The 16206-nt window shown below is 66.0% G+C and carries 23 protein-coding genes; 4 read left to right on the top strand and 19 right to left on the bottom strand.

Annotation, left to right across the window (positions count from 1 at the left end; translation table 11 throughout):
* Positions 1 to 190: 190 nt before the first annotated feature.
* From pal to BXU08_RS10465, 15 genes are all read right to left on the bottom strand, one after another.
* Positions 191 to 700, bottom strand: coding sequence for a peptidoglycan-associated lipoprotein Pal (gene pal / locus BXU08_RS10390; RefSeq protein WP_077512261.1), 510 nt, complete (start codon positions 698 to 700; stop codon positions 191 to 193).
* A gap of 63 nt (positions 701 to 763) precedes the next feature.
* Complete coding sequence (tolB, locus tag BXU08_RS10395; protein ID WP_376787756.1) at positions 764 to 2137, bottom strand: Tol-Pal system beta propeller repeat protein TolB; 1374 nt, start codon at positions 2135 to 2137, stop codon at positions 764 to 766.
* Positions 2138 to 2145: 8 nt separating this feature from the next.
* Positions 2146 to 3006, bottom strand: a complete 861-nt coding sequence (locus tag BXU08_RS10400; protein ID WP_253190337.1) for a cell envelope biogenesis protein TolA — start codon at positions 3004 to 3006, stop codon at positions 2146 to 2148.
* Between the two features lie 4 nt (positions 3007 to 3010).
* On the bottom strand, positions 3011 to 3448 hold the full coding sequence (gene tolR, locus BXU08_RS10405; RefSeq protein WP_077509995.1) for a protein TolR: 438 nt from the start codon (positions 3446 to 3448) through the stop codon (positions 3011 to 3013).
* A complete protein-coding gene (gene tolQ, locus BXU08_RS10410) occupies positions 3449 to 4138 on the bottom strand; it encodes a protein TolQ (RefSeq protein WP_077509996.1) in 690 nt (229 codons plus the stop codon).
* 7 nt (positions 4139 to 4145) lie between these two features.
* Positions 4146 to 4592, bottom strand: coding sequence for a YbgC/FadM family acyl-CoA thioesterase (locus BXU08_RS10415; protein ID WP_077509997.1), 447 nt, complete (start codon positions 4590 to 4592; stop codon positions 4146 to 4148).
* A gap of 44 nt (positions 4593 to 4636) precedes the next feature.
* Positions 4637 to 5659, bottom strand: a complete 1023-nt coding sequence (gene ruvB, locus BXU08_RS10420; RefSeq protein WP_077509998.1) for a Holliday junction branch migration DNA helicase RuvB — start codon at positions 5657 to 5659, stop codon at positions 4637 to 4639.
* Positions 5656 to 6099 (bottom strand): hypothetical protein, encoded by a 444-nt coding sequence (locus BXU08_RS10425; RefSeq protein ID WP_077509999.1) that lies wholly within the window; start codon positions 6097 to 6099, stop codon positions 5656 to 5658. The genes ruvB and BXU08_RS10425 overlap by 4 nt, the downstream gene beginning before the upstream one ends.
* 17 nt (positions 6100 to 6116) lie before the next feature.
* Entirely contained in the window at positions 6117 to 6713 is a 597-nt protein-coding gene (gene ruvA / locus BXU08_RS10430; RefSeq protein WP_077510000.1) for a Holliday junction branch migration protein RuvA, read from the bottom strand.
* A gap of 150 nt (positions 6714 to 6863) precedes the next feature.
* On the bottom strand, positions 6864 to 7352 hold the full coding sequence (gene ruvC / locus BXU08_RS10435) for a crossover junction endodeoxyribonuclease RuvC (protein WP_077510001.1): 489 nt from the start codon (positions 7350 to 7352) through the stop codon (positions 6864 to 6866).
* 294 nt (positions 7353 to 7646) lie between these two features.
* Positions 7647 to 8390, bottom strand: a complete 744-nt coding sequence (locus BXU08_RS10445) for a YebC/PmpR family DNA-binding transcriptional regulator (protein WP_077510003.1) — start codon at positions 8388 to 8390, stop codon at positions 7647 to 7649.
* Between the two features lie 71 nt (positions 8391 to 8461).
* Entirely contained in the window at positions 8462 to 8782 is a 321-nt protein-coding gene (locus BXU08_RS10450; RefSeq protein ID WP_077510004.1) for a heavy metal-binding domain-containing protein, read from the bottom strand.
* 40 nt (positions 8783 to 8822) lie between these two features.
* Positions 8823 to 9062, bottom strand: coding sequence for a DUF2312 domain-containing protein (locus BXU08_RS10455; RefSeq protein ID WP_077510005.1), 240 nt, complete (start codon positions 9060 to 9062; stop codon positions 8823 to 8825).
* 67 nt (positions 9063 to 9129) lie between these two features.
* Entirely contained in the window at positions 9130 to 10461 is a 1332-nt protein-coding gene (locus tag BXU08_RS10460; RefSeq protein ID WP_290439624.1) for an amidohydrolase family protein, read from the bottom strand.
* Positions 10462 to 10485: 24 nt separating this feature from the next.
* Complete coding sequence (locus BXU08_RS10465) at positions 10486 to 10851, bottom strand: DUF1244 domain-containing protein (protein WP_150125500.1); 366 nt, start codon at positions 10849 to 10851, stop codon at positions 10486 to 10488.
* Between the two features lie 66 nt (positions 10852 to 10917).
* Between BXU08_RS10465 and pyk the strand changes: the two genes are divergently transcribed.
* Positions 10918 to 12387, top strand: a complete 1470-nt coding sequence (pyk, locus tag BXU08_RS10470; RefSeq protein WP_077510007.1) for a pyruvate kinase — start codon at positions 10918 to 10920, stop codon at positions 12385 to 12387.
* On the opposite strand, the gene BXU08_RS10475 is transcribed toward pyk, so the two are convergent.
* Genes BXU08_RS10475 through ykgO form a run of 4 tightly spaced genes read right to left on the bottom strand, consistent with a single transcriptional unit; the run spans position 12366 to position 13863 of the window.
* Positions 12366 to 12785, bottom strand: coding sequence for a type II toxin-antitoxin system VapC family toxin (locus BXU08_RS10475; protein ID WP_077510008.1), 420 nt, complete (start codon positions 12783 to 12785; stop codon positions 12366 to 12368). The genes pyk and BXU08_RS10475 overlap by 22 nt on opposite strands.
* Positions 12782 to 13093, bottom strand: a complete 312-nt coding sequence (locus tag BXU08_RS10480) for a type II toxin-antitoxin system Phd/YefM family antitoxin (RefSeq protein WP_216352866.1) — start codon at positions 13091 to 13093, stop codon at positions 12782 to 12784. The genes BXU08_RS10475 and BXU08_RS10480 overlap by 4 nt, the downstream gene beginning before the upstream one ends.
* 21 nt (positions 13094 to 13114) lie before the next feature.
* On the bottom strand, positions 13115 to 13729 hold the full coding sequence (locus BXU08_RS10485) for an HAD family phosphatase (protein WP_077510010.1): 615 nt from the start codon (positions 13727 to 13729) through the stop codon (positions 13115 to 13117).
* Between the two features lie 8 nt (positions 13730 to 13737).
* A complete protein-coding gene (gene ykgO, locus BXU08_RS10490) occupies positions 13738 to 13863 on the bottom strand; it encodes a type B 50S ribosomal protein L36 (protein ID WP_029724010.1) in 126 nt (41 codons plus the stop codon).
* Positions 13864 to 14019: 156 nt separating this feature from the next.
* Between ykgO and BXU08_RS10495 the strand changes: the two genes are divergently transcribed.
* The 3 genes from BXU08_RS10495 to BXU08_RS10505 are packed head-to-tail and all read left to right on the top strand — an operon-like array spanning position 14020 to position 16204.
* On the top strand, positions 14020 to 14634 hold the full coding sequence (locus BXU08_RS10495; RefSeq protein WP_077510011.1) for a DUF4136 domain-containing protein: 615 nt from the start codon (positions 14020 to 14022) through the stop codon (positions 14632 to 14634).
* Positions 14631 to 15749 (top strand): M14-type cytosolic carboxypeptidase, encoded by a 1119-nt coding sequence (locus BXU08_RS10500; protein ID WP_077510012.1) that lies wholly within the window; start codon positions 14631 to 14633, stop codon positions 15747 to 15749. The genes BXU08_RS10495 and BXU08_RS10500 overlap by 4 nt, the downstream gene beginning before the upstream one ends.
* Positions 15749 to 16204, top strand: coding sequence for a GNAT family N-acetyltransferase (locus tag BXU08_RS10505; RefSeq protein WP_077510013.1), 456 nt, complete (start codon positions 15749 to 15751; stop codon positions 16202 to 16204). Before BXU08_RS10500 ends, BXU08_RS10505 begins: the two co-directional genes overlap by 1 nt.
* The last annotated feature ends 2 nt before the right edge of the window (positions 16205 to 16206 follow it).

Consider the following 16206-nt stretch of genomic DNA (forward strand, 5'->3'; position numbering starts at 1 on the left):
TCTGCCTCCCTTAATTATGATATCTTATTTATATCGAAAAAAACAGAGACGCAAGCGCAATCGGCGAACATGCAAACGCCGCCGATCCACTGGGGACCGACGGCGTCTCGTTATTAAGATCTCCCATCCGTTAGCCCGGAACGTGTCGAAGAAGTCCTCCGAAGAGCAACACGAACGAGGGAGGGAGGCGTCAGTTGATGACGATGGTAACCGCGCGGCGGTTCTGCGCCCAGCTGCCTTCGTCGGAGCCCAGGGCCAGCGGGCGTTCCTTGCCATAGCTGATCGTGGTGATCCGCGTTGGCGAGACGCCGCGCGCTGCGAGATAGTTCTTCGCGGCATTGGCGCGGCGATCGCCCAGGCCGAGATTATATTCGCGGGTGCCGCGTTCGTCGGCATGGCCTTCCAGCGTGACGCGCGCCTCGGGATGCGACGACAGCCAGGCTGCCTGACTGTCGAGGATCGAACGCGCCTGCGAATCGATGTCGTACTGGTCGAGGGCGAAGTTCACGGTGTCGCTGGTGACCTCGCGCTTGAACTGCTCGTTCAGGCGGCCGGCGAGCGTGTCGCTGCTCTCACCGCCGTCCGTGACCACCGGAGCCTCGGCCGGCGTCGGCGGCAGTTCGGGCGGGCGCTTCTTGGCGCAACCCGCGGTGGCGACAAGCGCCAGGCCCAGGACCAGGCTGGTCGTCATCTTGGCCATCGTCATTCTCCTCTAGTCATGATCTTGTGCAACCCGATGCGGACTCTCCGCATCCGTAACGTTTCAGGGCCGGATGGGTCCCCAGCTCGGATCCGAGCCGTCGAGCGGCGTCGGGATTTTCCGCGCGTTGACGCCGGTGAGATCAACCGACCACAAATCGGGCCGCCCGGATCCCTGCGCGGCGCGGAAGAACATCAGCACGCGGCCGTTGGGCGACCAGCTCGGGCCTTCGTCACCCCAGGCATTGCTGAGCAGCTTCTCGCCGCCGCCGCTCGAATTCATCACGCCGATCCGGAAGGCGCCGCCGCCCTGACGCGTAAATGCGATCAGGTCGCCGCGCGGGCTCCACACCGGCGTGGCATAGCGCCCGCCGCCGAAGCTGATGCGCCGCTGGTTCGATCCGTCGGCGTTCATCACGTACAGCTGCTGGGTGCCGCCGCGATCGCTTTCGAACACGATCTTCGAGCCGTCGGGCGAATAGCTGCCGCCGGTGTCGATGCCCGGCGCGTTGGTCAGCCGCTGCGGCGCGCCGCCGCTTGCGGCGATCCGATAAATGTCGGTATTGCCGGCAACCGACATCGAGAAGAGCACCGAGCGCCCGTCCGGCGAGAAGCGCGGCGCGAAATTCTGGCTGACATTGTCCACCAGCCGCCGGTTCGAACGCGCCGACATGTCGTAGATCCAGATCGACGGCCGCCGGTTCTCGTAGCTCATATAGACGATCGCGTTCTGCTTCGGCGACATGCGCGGAGTGAGCACGATGTTCTGGCCGTTGGTCAGGAAGCGGTGATTGGCGCCGTCCTGGTCCATGATCGCCAGCTGCTTGCGGCGCTTGCCCTTGGGGCCCTGCTCGGCGACGTAGACGACCTGGCTGTCGAAATACGGACCTTCGCCGGTGAGGCGAGTGTAGATCGAATCGGCGCATTTGTGCGCGGCGCGGCGCCAATCGCCCGGCGAGACGACAAAGCCCTGGCGGACCAGTTCGGTCTGCGCGGCGAGATCGTACAGATAGCAGCCGATCGTCAGCGTGCCATTGCCATTGGCGCGGACATAGCCCTGGACCAGCGCCTGCCCGCCGCTCCAGCCTGCGTAATTCGGCTGGGTGACTTCCGAATAGGCGATGCCGCGCGCCGCATTGGGGCCGACGGTCTTGAACAGTCCGGTGTTGCGGAGATCGTCATCGACGATCTGGGCGAGCTTGCGCCCGAGTTCGTCGGTCGGACCGGCCGGAGTCGAAGTCACCGCCGAGGTCGGCATCGCCGGGATCAGGATCGGCAGCGGCGCAGACATGCCGCCCTCGACATCGACGACGAGGCCGCCCGACTGGTCGTCCTGCACCGGGTTTGCGCTGATCGGCGGCGGCGTCACCTGCGCGTGCGCAACACCGGCGGAGGTGGCCGCCAGTGCGGCCATCGCGATCGTGATTGTTCGCATCATCTCGTTCCTCAGCTCGTCAGTCGATATCGAAGGGTGAAGCTCTTCCAGCCATTAGGCACTTCGTAGAGCTCGGCCGGCAGCCCGCGCAGTGGCGAACAGGCGGCAAAGATCGCGCGCACCGCGTCATCGACCCGCTCGACATAGCGCCGGTTCTCGTCATCGACCCCGGTATGGCCAACGATACGTGGTGGACCGGCGAGCGAACCATCGCGGTTGATGCGCAGATTGACCGTGACACGGATCTGGTCGGCGCCGGGGCCCGGATTGACCTGGCGATTGGCACAAGGCTGGACCTGGCGCTGGATCGCCGAACCGATATTGGCCGCAGCCTGGGTCGACATAACCGCAGCGGGCGGCGTCGTCGCAGTGCCGTTGTTGCGGTTGTTGGTCCGGCCGAGATCGAGTCCATCGAGATTGCCGGTAGGGCGCACGTCGCGGCGCGGCTGTTGACGCGGATTGGCCGAACTTGGCGCAGCCGCTGCCTTTGCCGGCGGCGCAGGCTTGCTCGGGGGTGCGGGCTTGGCGGGCGGCGCAGGCTTGGGCTTGGCTGCCGGGGCCGGTGCAGGCTTAGGCGGCGCCGGCTGCGGCTTGGCGACCGGTTCGGGTTCGGACACCGGCTCGGGCGGTGCGCTGTCGGGCTCGACGGGCGCCTCGACCGGCGACTTCTTGGCCGCCTCCTCCTCGCTGCTGAGCACCGGCGCAGTGCTCTCCAGTCCGACGTCCTCGGCGAAGGACACGGCGATCGGCTGCGGCTTGAGCGTGTCGGCATTCGGCGCAGGCAGAAAACGGCCCGCCAGCAGCACGAACAACGCCACATGGCCCACCGCGGCTACCGCCAGTCCTCCCGCTTCTCCGCGAGTCAACGCCATCGGATCACTTGCTCGTGGCGTTGGTCAGCAGCGAGACGCTGTTGAGCCCGACGCGGTTGAGTTCGCCCATCACGCGCATGACCTTGCCGTAACCGAGCCCCTGATCGGCGCGCAGATAGATTTGCGGTGGCTTGCCGTCGGCGCCCTTCCGCGACGCGACTTGCTCGAGCATTCCCGGCAGGCCGGCGTCGTCCACGGGCTCGTCGTCGACGAACACCTGACCCTTGTCGTCGATCGCGATCTGGACGGGCTTCTGCTCCTGATCGAGTGCCTTGGCGCGGCTCTCGGGCAGGTTCACCGGCACGCCCGCGGTCAGCAGCGGCGCAGTGACCATGAAGATGATCAGCAGCACGAGCATGACGTCGACCAGCGGCGTCACGTTGATCTCGGCCATCGGCGCGCGGCGGCCGCGGCTTTTGCCGGAGGGAAGGTGCATTGCCACTTAGGCCTCCATCTCCAGGCGGCGGCTGAGCGTCGCATGGAAGCCGTCGGCGAAGCGGTTGAGCCGCTGTTCGACGCGGTTGATGGCGTGGCTGTAGCGATTGTAGGCGATCACCGCGGGGATCGCGGCGAACAGGCCGATCGCAGTGGCGAACAGCGCCTCGGCGATGCCCGGGGCAACCACGGCGAGCGACGAATTCTGCTCGGCGGCGATGCTGGTGAAGCTGCGCATGATGCCCCACACCGTGCCGAACAGCCCGACGAACGGCGCGACCGAACCGACGGTGGCGAGGAAGTTGAGCCGATCGGCGAGGCGATCGATTTCCTGCGCTACGGTCGCGCCCATCGCCGTCGCAAGGCGCTCACGCGTGCCTTCGCGATCGATCGACTTGCCGGTGGTCGAGCGGCGCCATTCGGTGACGGCGGCGGAGAAAATCCGCGCGATCGGCTGGTCGCGGCTGGACGAGCGGCGGTGGAATTCGTCGATATCGTCGGCTTCGCGATATTCGGTTTCGAAGCTGGTGATGCCCTTGTTCACCGCGCTGACCCGGAAGCCGAAACTGAGGATGATCGCCCAGGTCCACAGACTCGCGAGCAACAGGCCGATCATCACGCCACGGACCACCCAGTCCGCCTGGAGGAACAGGGCGATGGGCGACATGGTCGCGGCGGCGGTATTCAGAAACAACATGTCGAGCTCAGTTTCCCTTCCACAACAACGGTTCGAACGCGGCAATCCACGCTGCAGGCTGGCGCCGGGGCCGACCGGTCGGGGAGACGAACGCCGCCTCGACTTCACCTGCGGCCACGATTGTTTCGCCGCGCATGACTCGTTGCTGAATGACAACGGCGGCGGCCCGCATCGATACAAGCCGGCTCGCCACGATCAGTTCCTCGCCGAGCCGCGCCGGCGACCGGTAATCGAGGCGTATGCTGCGCAGGGCATAGGCGCCCTCGCCGCTTTCGAATGTCGTGCGCTGATCGACGCCGGCGGCGAGCAGCATGTCCGAACGGGCGCGCTCCATGTAGCGCAGGTAATTGGCGTGATAGACCACGCCGGTGAGGTCGGTATCCTCGAAATACACCCGCAGCGCGAAATGGTGCTCGAGACCCTCGAAGCGGCCGATGGCGGAGAGCGCGTGCATGAACGCGCCTTAACCAAGGCGAAGACTCGGGGGAACCCCTGGCCTCAGTCGAACAGCCCCTCCTGCGCGGTGGGCGGCGGATTGAGCCCGAGATGCTTCCAGCCCGCCGCGTTGAGGCAGCGACCGCGCGCCGTCCGCGCGATCATGCCGATCTGGATGAGATAGGGCTCGATCACTTCCTCGATCGTGTCGCGCGGCTCGCTGAGCCCGGCGGCGAGCGTCTCCACGCCGACCGGGCCGCCCCGGTAGATGTCGGCGATCATCATCAGATAGCGCCGGTCCATGCTGTCGAGCCCAAGCGAATCGACTTCGAGCCGAGTCAGCGCGGCATCGGCAACCCTGGCGTGCACGGTCTCCTCGCCGGCGACATTGGCGAAATCGCGCACCCGTCGCAGCAGCCGCCCGGCGATGCGCGGCGTGCCGCGCGCGCGCCTGGCGATCTCATGGGCACCATCGGGGGCGACGTGGAGGTCGAGCAGGGTCGCGGCGCGAGTGACGACGCGTTCGAGCTCCTCGACGGTGTAGAATTGCAGCCGGATCGGTATGCCGAAGCGATCGCGCAGCGGCGTAGTGAGCAAGCCCTGCCGGGTGGTCGCGCCGACCAAAGTGAAGCGCGGCAAATCGATCCGCACCGAACGCGCCGACGGCCCCTCGCCGATCATCAGATCGAGCGCGCGATCTTCCATCGCGGGGTAGAGGACTTCCTCGACCGCGGGATTCAGCCGGTGGATTTCGTCGATGAACAGCACGTCGCCGTCCTCGAGATTGGTGAGCAACGCCGCGAGGTCGCCCGACTTGGCGATCACCGGCCCCGACGTGGCGCGGAAGCCGACACCCATCTCGCGCGCGACGATCTGCGCGAGCGTGGTCTTGCCGAGCCCGGGCGGGCCGAAGAACAGGACATGGTCCAGCGCCTCGCCGCGCTGCTTGGCGGCCTGGATGAAGATGCGCAGGTTCTCGCGCGCACCCTTCTGCCCGACGAACTCGTCGAGATGCTTGGGACGCAGCGCGGCGTCGATGTCCTCGGGCTTGCGGATGGGCGCCACGATGCGGTCGGCGTCAGTCATCGGGGCCCGCTATCCGCAGCAGCCGCCTCTTTCACGGCCGGGTCCACGATAAAGTCGTCAAGCTCCGCCCGGCTCCTCCGGGGACGCGTGTTGAAGGGCCCTTGCACCGCCGCTGCCACGACGCGCACTTCGCCGGACTCTGCCCGGACCACCCGATCGGCGATGACGAACGCAGTGCCGCTCCGCCTGCCATAATCGATGCAATTCGTGCCCCACGGATATTCGGGCAGGTCGATCATCACGGCAGCTACGCCCAGCGCATGCGCGAAACGCTCATCCAGCCGTGCCCGGACGACATTGCCTTCGATCGCGATAATTCGAACGAGCAGTACGTCCCGCCCTGCCCGCGCAGGGGGTCGATCGTCGAAGAAATAGTACCGCGTCGCGGCACCGTCGGCGCAAGCGCGGACGCTAGTGGTCGTCCCGATCAGCGCCAGCACGAGAACCCAGAAAAATCTCACTTCGCCGCCTTTCGCAGCGCCAGCCGCACCAGCGCGTCGAGCGTCGCGCCGGCGCCGAGCTCGTCATTGGCGGCACTTACTGCATTACTCGCCTCGGCGGGCCTGAAGCCCAGGTTGAGCAGCGCCGACACCGCATCCGACGCAGCGCTTCCCGCCGGCACCGGCGCGCCGATTGCGCCGCCAAGCGCGATGCCGCCGGCCTTGTCCTTGAGCTCGTTGACGATGCGCTGGGCGAGCTTGGGCCCGACTCCGTTGGCGCGCGCGATCATCGCGGAGTCGGCCCTTGCAACTGCGGTGCGCACTTCGTCGGGGGTGAGGATCGACAGGATCGCCAGCGCGACCTTGGCGCCGACGCCCTGAACGTGCGTCAGCAGCTTGAACCAGTCGCGCTCGTCGGCAGTGGCGAAGCCCATCAGGCGGATGAAATCCTCGGCGACGAGCATCTCGGTGTGGACCGTCACCGCATCGCCGACGAGGCCGAGCTTCTCGAGCGTCTTGGCCGAGGCGCCGACGAGATAGCCGACGCCGTTCACATCGATCACGGCGTGATCCGCGCCGGTCGCGGCGAGCCGGCCGTTGAGATGCGCGATCATGTCGCCACCCTCTGTTGACCGAGCGAAGTTGACGAAATTGACTCATTCTTCGCGTGATAGAGCGAGCGACGAGCGGCCGTCCGGGGCGAAGGTGCACGCGAGTTCATCGCCCGGTACATAAGCGGAACGCGCTGCTGTAGGAAAGTGAAATCAGGCGTGGAGGCGGCGCGCGCTGGCCAGATGGTGCGCATGGCAGATCGCTACGGCGAGCGCGTCGCCGGCATCGGGGCCGTCGATCTTCACGCCGGGGAGCAGCCGCGCGACCATTGCATGGACCTGCGCCTTCTCGGCAGCACCCGTGCCGACCACCGATTTCTTGACCACGCTGGGCGTGTATTCGCCGACGTCTAGCCCCGCGCGCGCAACCGCGCAGATCACCACGCCCCGAGCCTGGCCAAGCTTGAGTGTCGACTGCGCGTTGGAATTGACGAACACTTCCTCGCACGCCGCTGCTTGGGGGGCGTGATCGGCGATGATCGCGGCGAGCATCGCATCGAGATGCGCGAGGCGGCGGGCGAGCGGCGCCGCGGTGTCGGTCTTGAGCTTGCCGTTGGCGAGATGGCTGAGCCGGTTGCCTTCCGCACGAATGATCCCCCAGCCGGTGGTGCCGAGGCCGGGATCGAGGCCGAGGATGATCATGATCTATGCAACCGCGCCATTGAGCGTCTTATAAGGACCAACGTTTCCGGGCCTGCTTGAAGCGCACCCAAGTTAAAAACCCGAGCAACGGCACCCAAAAATAGAATGCGCTGATCTCGGTCAATCCGACATAAATCATTGCAACGAACAGTAGAAATATTGCCGCATCAATTGAAAGATGAAATAGAGCGGAGGCCTGCTCTTTCAGCCCCATCGCGTCATAGCGCCCTCTTAGCAAGAACACCGATCCCCATATACTATGCATAGCCGCATCCCCCTTGCAGGCGTGATAGCTCAGCCCAGTTTCTCCATCACGTCGTCCGAGACTTCGTAGTTCCCCCACACCGTCTGGACGTCGTCGTCGTCGTCGAGCGCGTCGATCAGCTTGAACAGCGTTCCCGCATCGCCTTCTTCCACCGCGACCATGGTCTGCGGGCGCCAGGCGAGCTTGGCGCCTTCCGGCTCGCCGAGCACCGGCTCGAGCGCCTTGGCGACTTCGTGGAGATCGCCCTGCGCGGTCCAGATCTCGTGGCCGTCCTCGGTGCTGGTCACGTCCTCGGCACCGGCTTCGAGCGCGGCTTCGAACACCTTCTCGGCGTCGCCTGCGCTCACCGGATAGTTGATCAGGCCCATGCGGTCGAAGGCGTGGCTGACCGATCCGGGCGCGCCGAGATTGCCGCCGTTCTTGCTGATCGCAGTGCGCACGTTGGTGACGGTGCGGTTGCGGTTGTCGGTGAGCGTCTCCACGATGAGGCTGACGCCGCCGGGGCCGAACGCCTCGTAGCGGATTTCCTCGTAATTCTCGCCTTCGCCCTTGCTCGCCTTGTCGATCGCCCGGGCGATATTGTCCTTGGGCATCGACTGCGCCTTGGCCGCGTTGACCGCGGCGCGCAGTCGCGGGTTCATGTCGGGATCGGGCAAGCCCATCTTGGCCGCGACGGTGATTTCGCGGCTGAGCTTGGAGAACATGCCCGAGCGCTTCTTATCCTGCGCGCCCTTGCGGTGCATGATGTTCTTGAATTTGGAATGGCCTGCCATTGCGCTCTCGTTGAAAACGGATGCGCGTCTCTAGGCCAGCCTGTGCGGCGCGCGCAATCCTGGGGTCCGGCCTAGCTGACGGTGACGGCGGTGCCCGATACCGAAACCATCAGCATCGATCCCGAATCGCCGATCACTTCGTAATCGATGTCGATGCCGATCACGGCGTTGGCGCCCTTGTCGCGCGCCTCCGCCTCCAGCTCCTCCATCGCCATTTCGCGGGCGCGGCGGAGCGGCTTCTCATAGGCGCCCGAGCGACCGCCGACGAAATCGCGGATGCCGGCAAATAGATCGCGGAAGACGTTCGCGCCGAGGATCACCTCGGCGCTGACGATGCCGTGATAGCGGGTGACCTGATGGCCCTCGATGCCGTGGGTAGCGGTCAGGATCATCCTATCACCCTCTTCTCAACCGCGTTGCCGTCGTGCGATCTCAGTGCAGGCCGAGCGCCTGGCGATAGGTTTCGAGCAGCGCATCGGCCTCGTCGCGGTGATGCTTCTCCATCTTCCGCAGGCGGACGATATGGCGCATGGTCTTAGTGTCGAAACCGGTCGACTTGGACTCGGCATAGACGTCCTTGATGTCGTCCGCGATGCCCTTCTTTTCCTCTTCGAGGCGCTCGATACGCTCGATGAAGAGGCGCAGCTGTTCGGCGGAAACTGAATCGCTCATTGGGGTTCCCCACTCCGGATTTCGATGAAAGGCGGGCGTCTAGGCGATCGCCGCGACGCGCTCAACCTCAGTTCGCCGGGAATCCCGCGCGCTTGCCGCCAAGCTTGTGGACAACCCCACGTCGCATCACGAAATCGACCTTCTCGAGCCGGCGGACGTCGGCGAGCGGATCGGCGGTCACTGCGATCACGTCCGCCCATTTGCCGGGTTCGAGCGAGCCCAGCTGGTCCTTCAGCCCCAGCGCGTCGGCGGCGTCGAGCGTCGCGGCGCGAATCGCCCCGGCCGGGGTCATCCCCGCTTCGACGAGCAGCGCGAATTCCTGCGCATTGTCGCCGTGGCGCGAGACGCCGGTGTCGGTGCCGAAGGCGATCTTGACGCCTGCCTTGATCGCACGGCGATGGCTTTCCAGCGCGGCGGCGCCGGCGGCTTCGGCCTTGGGGATCGTCGCGGCGGGCAACATGCCTCCGCGCGCCTGGGCCAGCGCGGCGCGCGGCGCCAGCATCGTCGGCACCAGCCAGGCGCCCTTCGCCTTGAACAGCGCGATCGCCTCGTCATCGAGGAAGGTGCCGTGGTCGATCGTGTCGACGCCGGCGGCCAGCGCAGCCTTGGTGCCCTCGGCAGCGTGGCTGTGTGCCGCCACCTTGCGGCCGAGCCCGTGCGCGGTATCGATGATCGCGCGCATCTCCTCGGGCGTCATCGCGCGGCCGAGACCGCCCGAGACATTGGAAAGCACCCCGCCGGTCGCGGCGAACTTGATCACTTCGGCGCCGAGCGCGACTTGCTGGCGGACGCCGCGCGCGCATTCGACTGGACCGTCGCAGACATTGAGCTGATGCTCGCGAAGCACTCCGGCGATCTCTTCGCGCCGGCCGTTGGTGGCGTCGCCATGGCCGCCGCTCACCGTGAGCATCTTGCCGGCATTGACGATCGTCGGGCCCGGGATCGTGCCGCCGGCGACAGCCTGGCGCAGCGCGCGCATGCCCCGCGCGTCGCCGCCGAGATCGCGCACCGTGGTGAAGCCGGCGTCGAGGGTCGCGCGCATGTTCCCGATCGCAGTGACCATGTTGTCGGCATCGTCGCGATCGGCCGCCTCGATCCGCGCGCGTACCGGATCGCCGCCGATCCCCCAGAGGTGGACGTGCATATCGATCAGCCCGGGCAGCACCCACGCCTCGCGCAGATCGACCAGCTCGGCGCCGCCTTCGGGCGCGATAAAGCCGTCGCGGACTTCGGCGACCTTGCCGTCGCGAACGATGATCGTGCTGGCGCCGCGCGGCGCCTGGCCGGGGCGATCAAGCAGATGCCCGGCCTGGATGTAGCGGATGCTGGGCGCGGTCTGCGCCAGGGCGGGAATGCTTGCAGTCAGCGCCAGCGCGCCGAGCATCAGTTTGCCGATCATGGGAGCCCCCTCCTGTTTTGCCTTTTACCGAGACGGGTCCGTCATGGCAGGCGGATCGCTCGCGGGAAAGCTGTCGTCGAGCGCATCGTCCAGCGCCGCCTCAACCTGGTTGCGCTGCATGCTCTCCTGCATCCGCTCGATCTGCTCGGGCGTCGCTTCGATATTGTAGCGCGCCTTCCACTCGTCATAGGGCATGCCATAGACGATCTCGCGCGCTTCGTCCTTGCTGAGCCCCTCCCCGGCGATCCAGTCGCCCAGGCAATTGCGGCAGAAGCCGGCAAGGCCCATCAGGTCGATATTCTGCGCATCGCTGCGATGACGCAGATGCCGGACGAGCCGCCGGAACGCCTTGGCCGCTGTTGCGTCATCCAGAGTCTCGAGAGTCGGCACGTTCACCTCCATGGTTGATCGATACAGATTAAGGGTTAGAGGCAGGCGCGCACAAGGAAGACAGCGATGACAAAGGCCATAAGACCCCGAAGCCGTAAAGTCCGCGTCCTCGCGACGCTGGGCCCTGCGAGCAATACCGTCGAGATGATCGAGCAATTGTTCGAGGCGGGCGCCGACGCCTTCCGCGTAAACATGAGCCACGGCGACCAGGCATCGAAGGTGCCGGTGATCCAGGCGATCCGCAGCCTCGAGAAGAAATTCGGCCGGCCGACGACGATCCTCGCCGATCTTCAGGGCCCCAAGCTGCGCGTCGGCAAGTTCGCCGAGGGCAAGGTGGTGCTCGCCAAGGGCGACGAATTCACCCTCGATCGCGATCCGACGCCGGGCGACGCGACCCGCGTCGAACTGCCCCACCGCGAGATATTCGAAGCGGCGCATCCCGATGCGCGGCTGCTGCTCGACGACGGCAAGATGGTGCTGCGGGTGACCGCAGTCGAGCCGACCCGGCTGGTGACGCGCGTCGAGGTGGGCGGGACGCTGTCCAATTCGAAGGGCCTAAACGTTCCCGACATGGTGCTGCCGATGGCGGCGCTGACCGAGAAGGACCGCAGCGACCTCGCCTTCGCGGTCGAGCAGCATGTCGACTGGATCGCGCTGTCGTTCGTCCAGCGGCCCGAGGATCTGATGGAGGCGCGCCGGCTGATCGGCGGCAAGGCGGCATTGCTCGCCAAGATCGAGAAGCCGAGCGCTATCGCCCGGCTCGACGAGATCGTCGAGCAGTGCGACGGCGTGATGGTCGCGCGCGGCGATCTGGGCGTCGAGCTGCCGCCGCAGAGCGTGCCGCCGCTGCAGAAGCGCATCGTCGAAACGGCCCGCCGGATGGGCCGCCCGGTGATCGTCGCGACGCAGATGCTCGAATCGATGATCGAATCGCCGTCGCCGACGCGCGCCGAAGTCTCCGACGTCGCGACTGCGGTCTATGACGGTGCTGACGCGATCATGCTCTCGGCCGAGAGCGCCGCGGGCAAATGGCCGATCGAATCGGTGGCGATGATGAATTCGATCGCCGACGCCGTCGAGCGCGACCCCGCGCATGGCGACCGCGTCCACTTCACCGTCACCCGCCCCGATCCGACCACCGCCGACGCGCTCGCCGAAGCCGCGAAAAACATCGCGCGGACGGTCTCGGCCTCCGCGATCGTGTGCTTCACCAGCTCGGGCTCGACGGCCCGGCGCATCGCGCGCGAGCGGCCGACCGTGCCGATCATGGTGCTGACCCCCAAGATCGAGACTGCACGCCGGATCGGCCTGTTGTGGGGCAGCCACGCAGTCCACACTCGCGACGTCGAATCGTTCGAGGAAATGGTCGGCAAGGCCAAGCGCATGGCGATGCGCCAGGAGCTGGCTAGCGCAGGCGACCGCATCGTGGTCTGCGCCGGCGTGCCGTTCGGAACCCCGGGATCGACCAACGTGCTCCACGTCGTCACTATCCTGGGCGACGAGCTGAAGAATTATCAGGGACCCGAGGGCGGCTGAGGTTCGGCGAAACTGTAGGCAGAGGGATGGTCGCGTAGCGCGCCGACGCGTGTCAGCAGTTTGGCACCCAGTTGCTGGGCGTGAAGCAGGAGAAGCTCATCGAACGGATCGGTGTGCGTCAATGCGGGCGTCAATTCGGCGACGATGTCTGCCGCGCGCAGCTCCGCCAGCGTCAGCCCGTTGACTTCGAGAATCGTCAACGCTGCCGATGGACTTAGCGCCTTGTGCGGCTTGCCCCGCAGCTCGAGCGAACGCCATTTCAGGCGGATTTCAAGCAGCGAGACGCTCGACACCAGCAGTTCGCGCCCTTGCGCCAATACTGCCGCCTCTCGCGGTTTCAATATTTCCGGCGCGCTCGTGATCCAGATGAAGAAGTGCGTGTCGAGCAGCAGCCTCATCGCGGTTCGATGTCCGGGTTTTCATCGAGCCCGAGTACCTTCCGGCTGAATGCCGGATCGTCGAATTCGGGCGGCCAGAGCTCGTCGAGGTCCATTTTATCGAGCCCCATTTCCTTGCGCACGCGCGCCGCGCGCTCGAAGTCGAAACCCTTTTTCGGCGGCTGAGGTGGCCCAAGCTCGGCAACAGGCTTGCCGTTCTTGGTGATGATGACGCGCTCGCCTTTTTCCGCCGCTTCGAGCGCGGCGGCGAAATTGGCACGGGCTTCGCGGACCGACATTTCCATAGCTTCGACTCCGATCGTGTACACGGTGTACACCAATCGAAGGACTCAGCCAAGCAATCCCAGCCGCACCAGCTCGGCGCGGAAATCCTCGGCAGAGGTGAACAGCACGCCGTGGATGCCCGCAGCATTGGCGCCTGCGACATTGGCGGGGCTGTCATCGACGAACACCGCGTCGGGACCCTGCAGGCCGAAGCGCTTGAGCGCCAGCGCGTAGATTGCGGGATCGGGCTTCACCAGCTTCTCGTCGCCCGAAACGACGATGTCGCGGAAGCGGCTGAACAGTTCGCGGTGCTGCCGGACCCAGGCGGGCCAGAACTCGCCGGAGAAATTGGTGATCGCGAACAAGGGCACGCCCGCGGCATCGAGCTCGCGGACGATCTCCGGCATGCCGGGCACGGCATGCGGCACCGTTTCGTTGAAGCGCGGCCCCCAGGCGGCGATCAGCGCGGCATGTTCGGGGAACTGCGCACTCAGCTCTGCCGAGGTCTCCGCGAACGGACGCCCCGCGTCATGCTGGAAATGCCATTCCTTGGTGACGACGGTCGCCAGAAACGCTTCGAGCGCCTGATCGTCTTCGATCAAGCGCTCGTAAAGATACCGCGGATCCCATTCGAAGAGGACCCTGCCGACATCGAAGATGACGGCCGACGGCGTCCCCACGTCCGGAATTAGCCCTGGCGGGCCTTGAACCGACGATTCGTCTTGTTGATCACATAGGTGCGGCCACGGCGACGGATCACGCGGTTGTCGCGGTGACGCCCCTTGAGCGACTTCAATGAATTCACGATCTTCATGACCGATTCGCTTCTCGAATATTGATGCTGGAAAAGAGGCGCCCGCCTAGAGGGGGAGCACGCCCAAGTCAAGCTGCCAGCGACCTTGCGGAACCGACTCCCGGTGGGCAGGGTTGAAGTGCGGCGGGGCGTTCTCCCCGACGGACAGGAGGTCCAATGCCCGTGAACAAATTCCTCGGCATCGCAGTGGTCGGCGCGGCGCTGCTTGCGGGCGGGTGCACCACTACGAGTCGCAATGCCCCGATCGACGTCACGCGCTATCATATCGGCGCGCTGTCCGAACGCACTACCATTGCGATCGAACCGATGACCGGCGCAGCCCAGATCAGCCCCGAATTCCAGCTTTATGCCGATGCGGTCGCCACCGAGGTCGCACGGCTGGGCTTCGTCCGCTCCACCAGCGACATGGCGTCGGGTTATATCGCCGCGGTCTCGTTTACCCGCACATCGCGCGGCGCCTATCGCGAGCCGCCCCCAGTCTCGATCGGTCTCGGCGGCGGCAGCGTCAGCGGTGGACGCAGGAGTGGCGTTGGCCTGGGCGGCGGACTTTCGTTCGGGATCGGCGGCAAGACGCGCGAAGTGATGGGCACCGAACTCTGGGTCCAGCTGCGCCGGCGCAGCGACAACACCACCGTCTGGGAAGGCCGCGCGATCACCGAATCGGTAAGCGGCAAGCCCGGCAGCGATCCCCGCGATCAGGCCGCCCGGCTGGCCCGCGCGTTGTTCAAGGACTTCCCAGGCGAGTCAGGCATCACTACCACGGTCAAATGAGCATTCAGATCAACGCCGCATTCGACGGCGGCAATATCCGCGTGGTGGCGATCGACGGCGATCGAATCGATCTCGAGATCGTCACCGATCACTTGTCCGACTTCTACCAATGGTTCCATTTCCGGCTTGCCGGAGCGAAGGGCCGCACGCTGACCTTCCGCATCCTCAATGCGGGCGGCGCGGCCTATCCGTTCGGCTGGCCGGGCTACCAGGCGCGCTGGAGCACCGACCGCGAAAATTGGCGGACGACCGATGCGGACTATGCCGACGGCGTGCTGCGCTTCACTCGCGCGATCGATTCGGACATTGTCTGGTTCGCCTATTTCGCTCCCTATTCGATGGAGCGTCACCACGATCTCGTGACACGGATCGCCGCGCAGCCGGGCGTCACCCACCGCGCGCTCGGCGTGACCCTCGATGGCCAGCCGATCGACTGCCTCAGCATCGGCGAGGGCCCCAAGCAGGTCTGGCTCTATGCCCGCCAGCATCCCGGCGAGACGATGGCCGAATGGTGGGCCGAGGGCGCGCTGGAGAAGCTGACCGACCCCGGCGATGCCACTGCGCAGGCGCTGCGGCAGAAGGCGACCTTCCATATCGTGCCGAACATGAACCCGGACGGCTCGCGCCGCGGGCATCTGCGCACCAACGCCGCGGGCATCAACCTCAATCGCGAATGGCATTCGCCGACGCCCGAGAAGAGCCCCGAGGTTCTCGCGGTGCGCAACCGGATGGACGAGACCGGCGTCGATTTCGCGATGGACGTCCATGGCGACGAGGCGATCCCCGCCAATTTCCTGGCGGGCTTCGAAGGCATCCCGGGCTGGACCGACGAACTCGGCGAGAAATTCTACGATTTCGCGCGCCGGCTCGCCGATACGACGCCCGAGTTCCAGCTCGACCTCGGCTATGAGAAGTCGCCCCCCGGCAAGGCCAATCTCTCGATGTCGACCAATCAGGTCGCCGAACGCTTCGGCGCGGTCTCGATGACGCTGGAGATGCCGTTCAAGGACCATGACGCGAACGCCGATCCGGAATTCGCCTGGTCGCCGGCGCGCTGCAAGGTGCTTGCGCATGCCTGCCTCGATACGCTTGCCGGCATGATCGACGAAATCTGATGGCGATACGCGAGGGCGGGCTCGACGAACCGCAGGTCGTTGCGCTGCTCAACGTGCATTTCGCGGGGATGCTCGCGAATTCGCCCAAGGACAGCTGCCACTTTCTCGACCTGTCGGGGCTGCGCGCGCCCGAGGTGACCTTCTGGACCGCGTGGGACGGCGAGGATTTGCTCGGCTGCGGCGCGCTCAAGCAGCTCGATCCGGCCAATGGCGAGATCAAATCGATGCGCACCGCCGCCGAGCATCTGCGCCGCGGCACCGGCGCGGCACTGGTCTCGCACATCCTCGGGGTGGCGCGCGAACGGGGCTACAAGCGGCTCAGCCTGGAGACCGGCTCCGGCCCGTCGTTCGACGCGGCGCATGCGCTGTACCGCCAGTTCGGCTTCACCGAGTGCGGGCCGTTCGCGGCGTACAAGGAAGACCCGTTCTGCCGTTTCCTGTCGCGGGTGCTGTAGAC

Origin of the sequence: Sphingomonas sp. LM7, assembly GCF_002002925.1 — a bacterium.
Lineage (GTDB): Bacteria > Pseudomonadota > Alphaproteobacteria > Sphingomonadales > Sphingomonadaceae > Sphingomonas.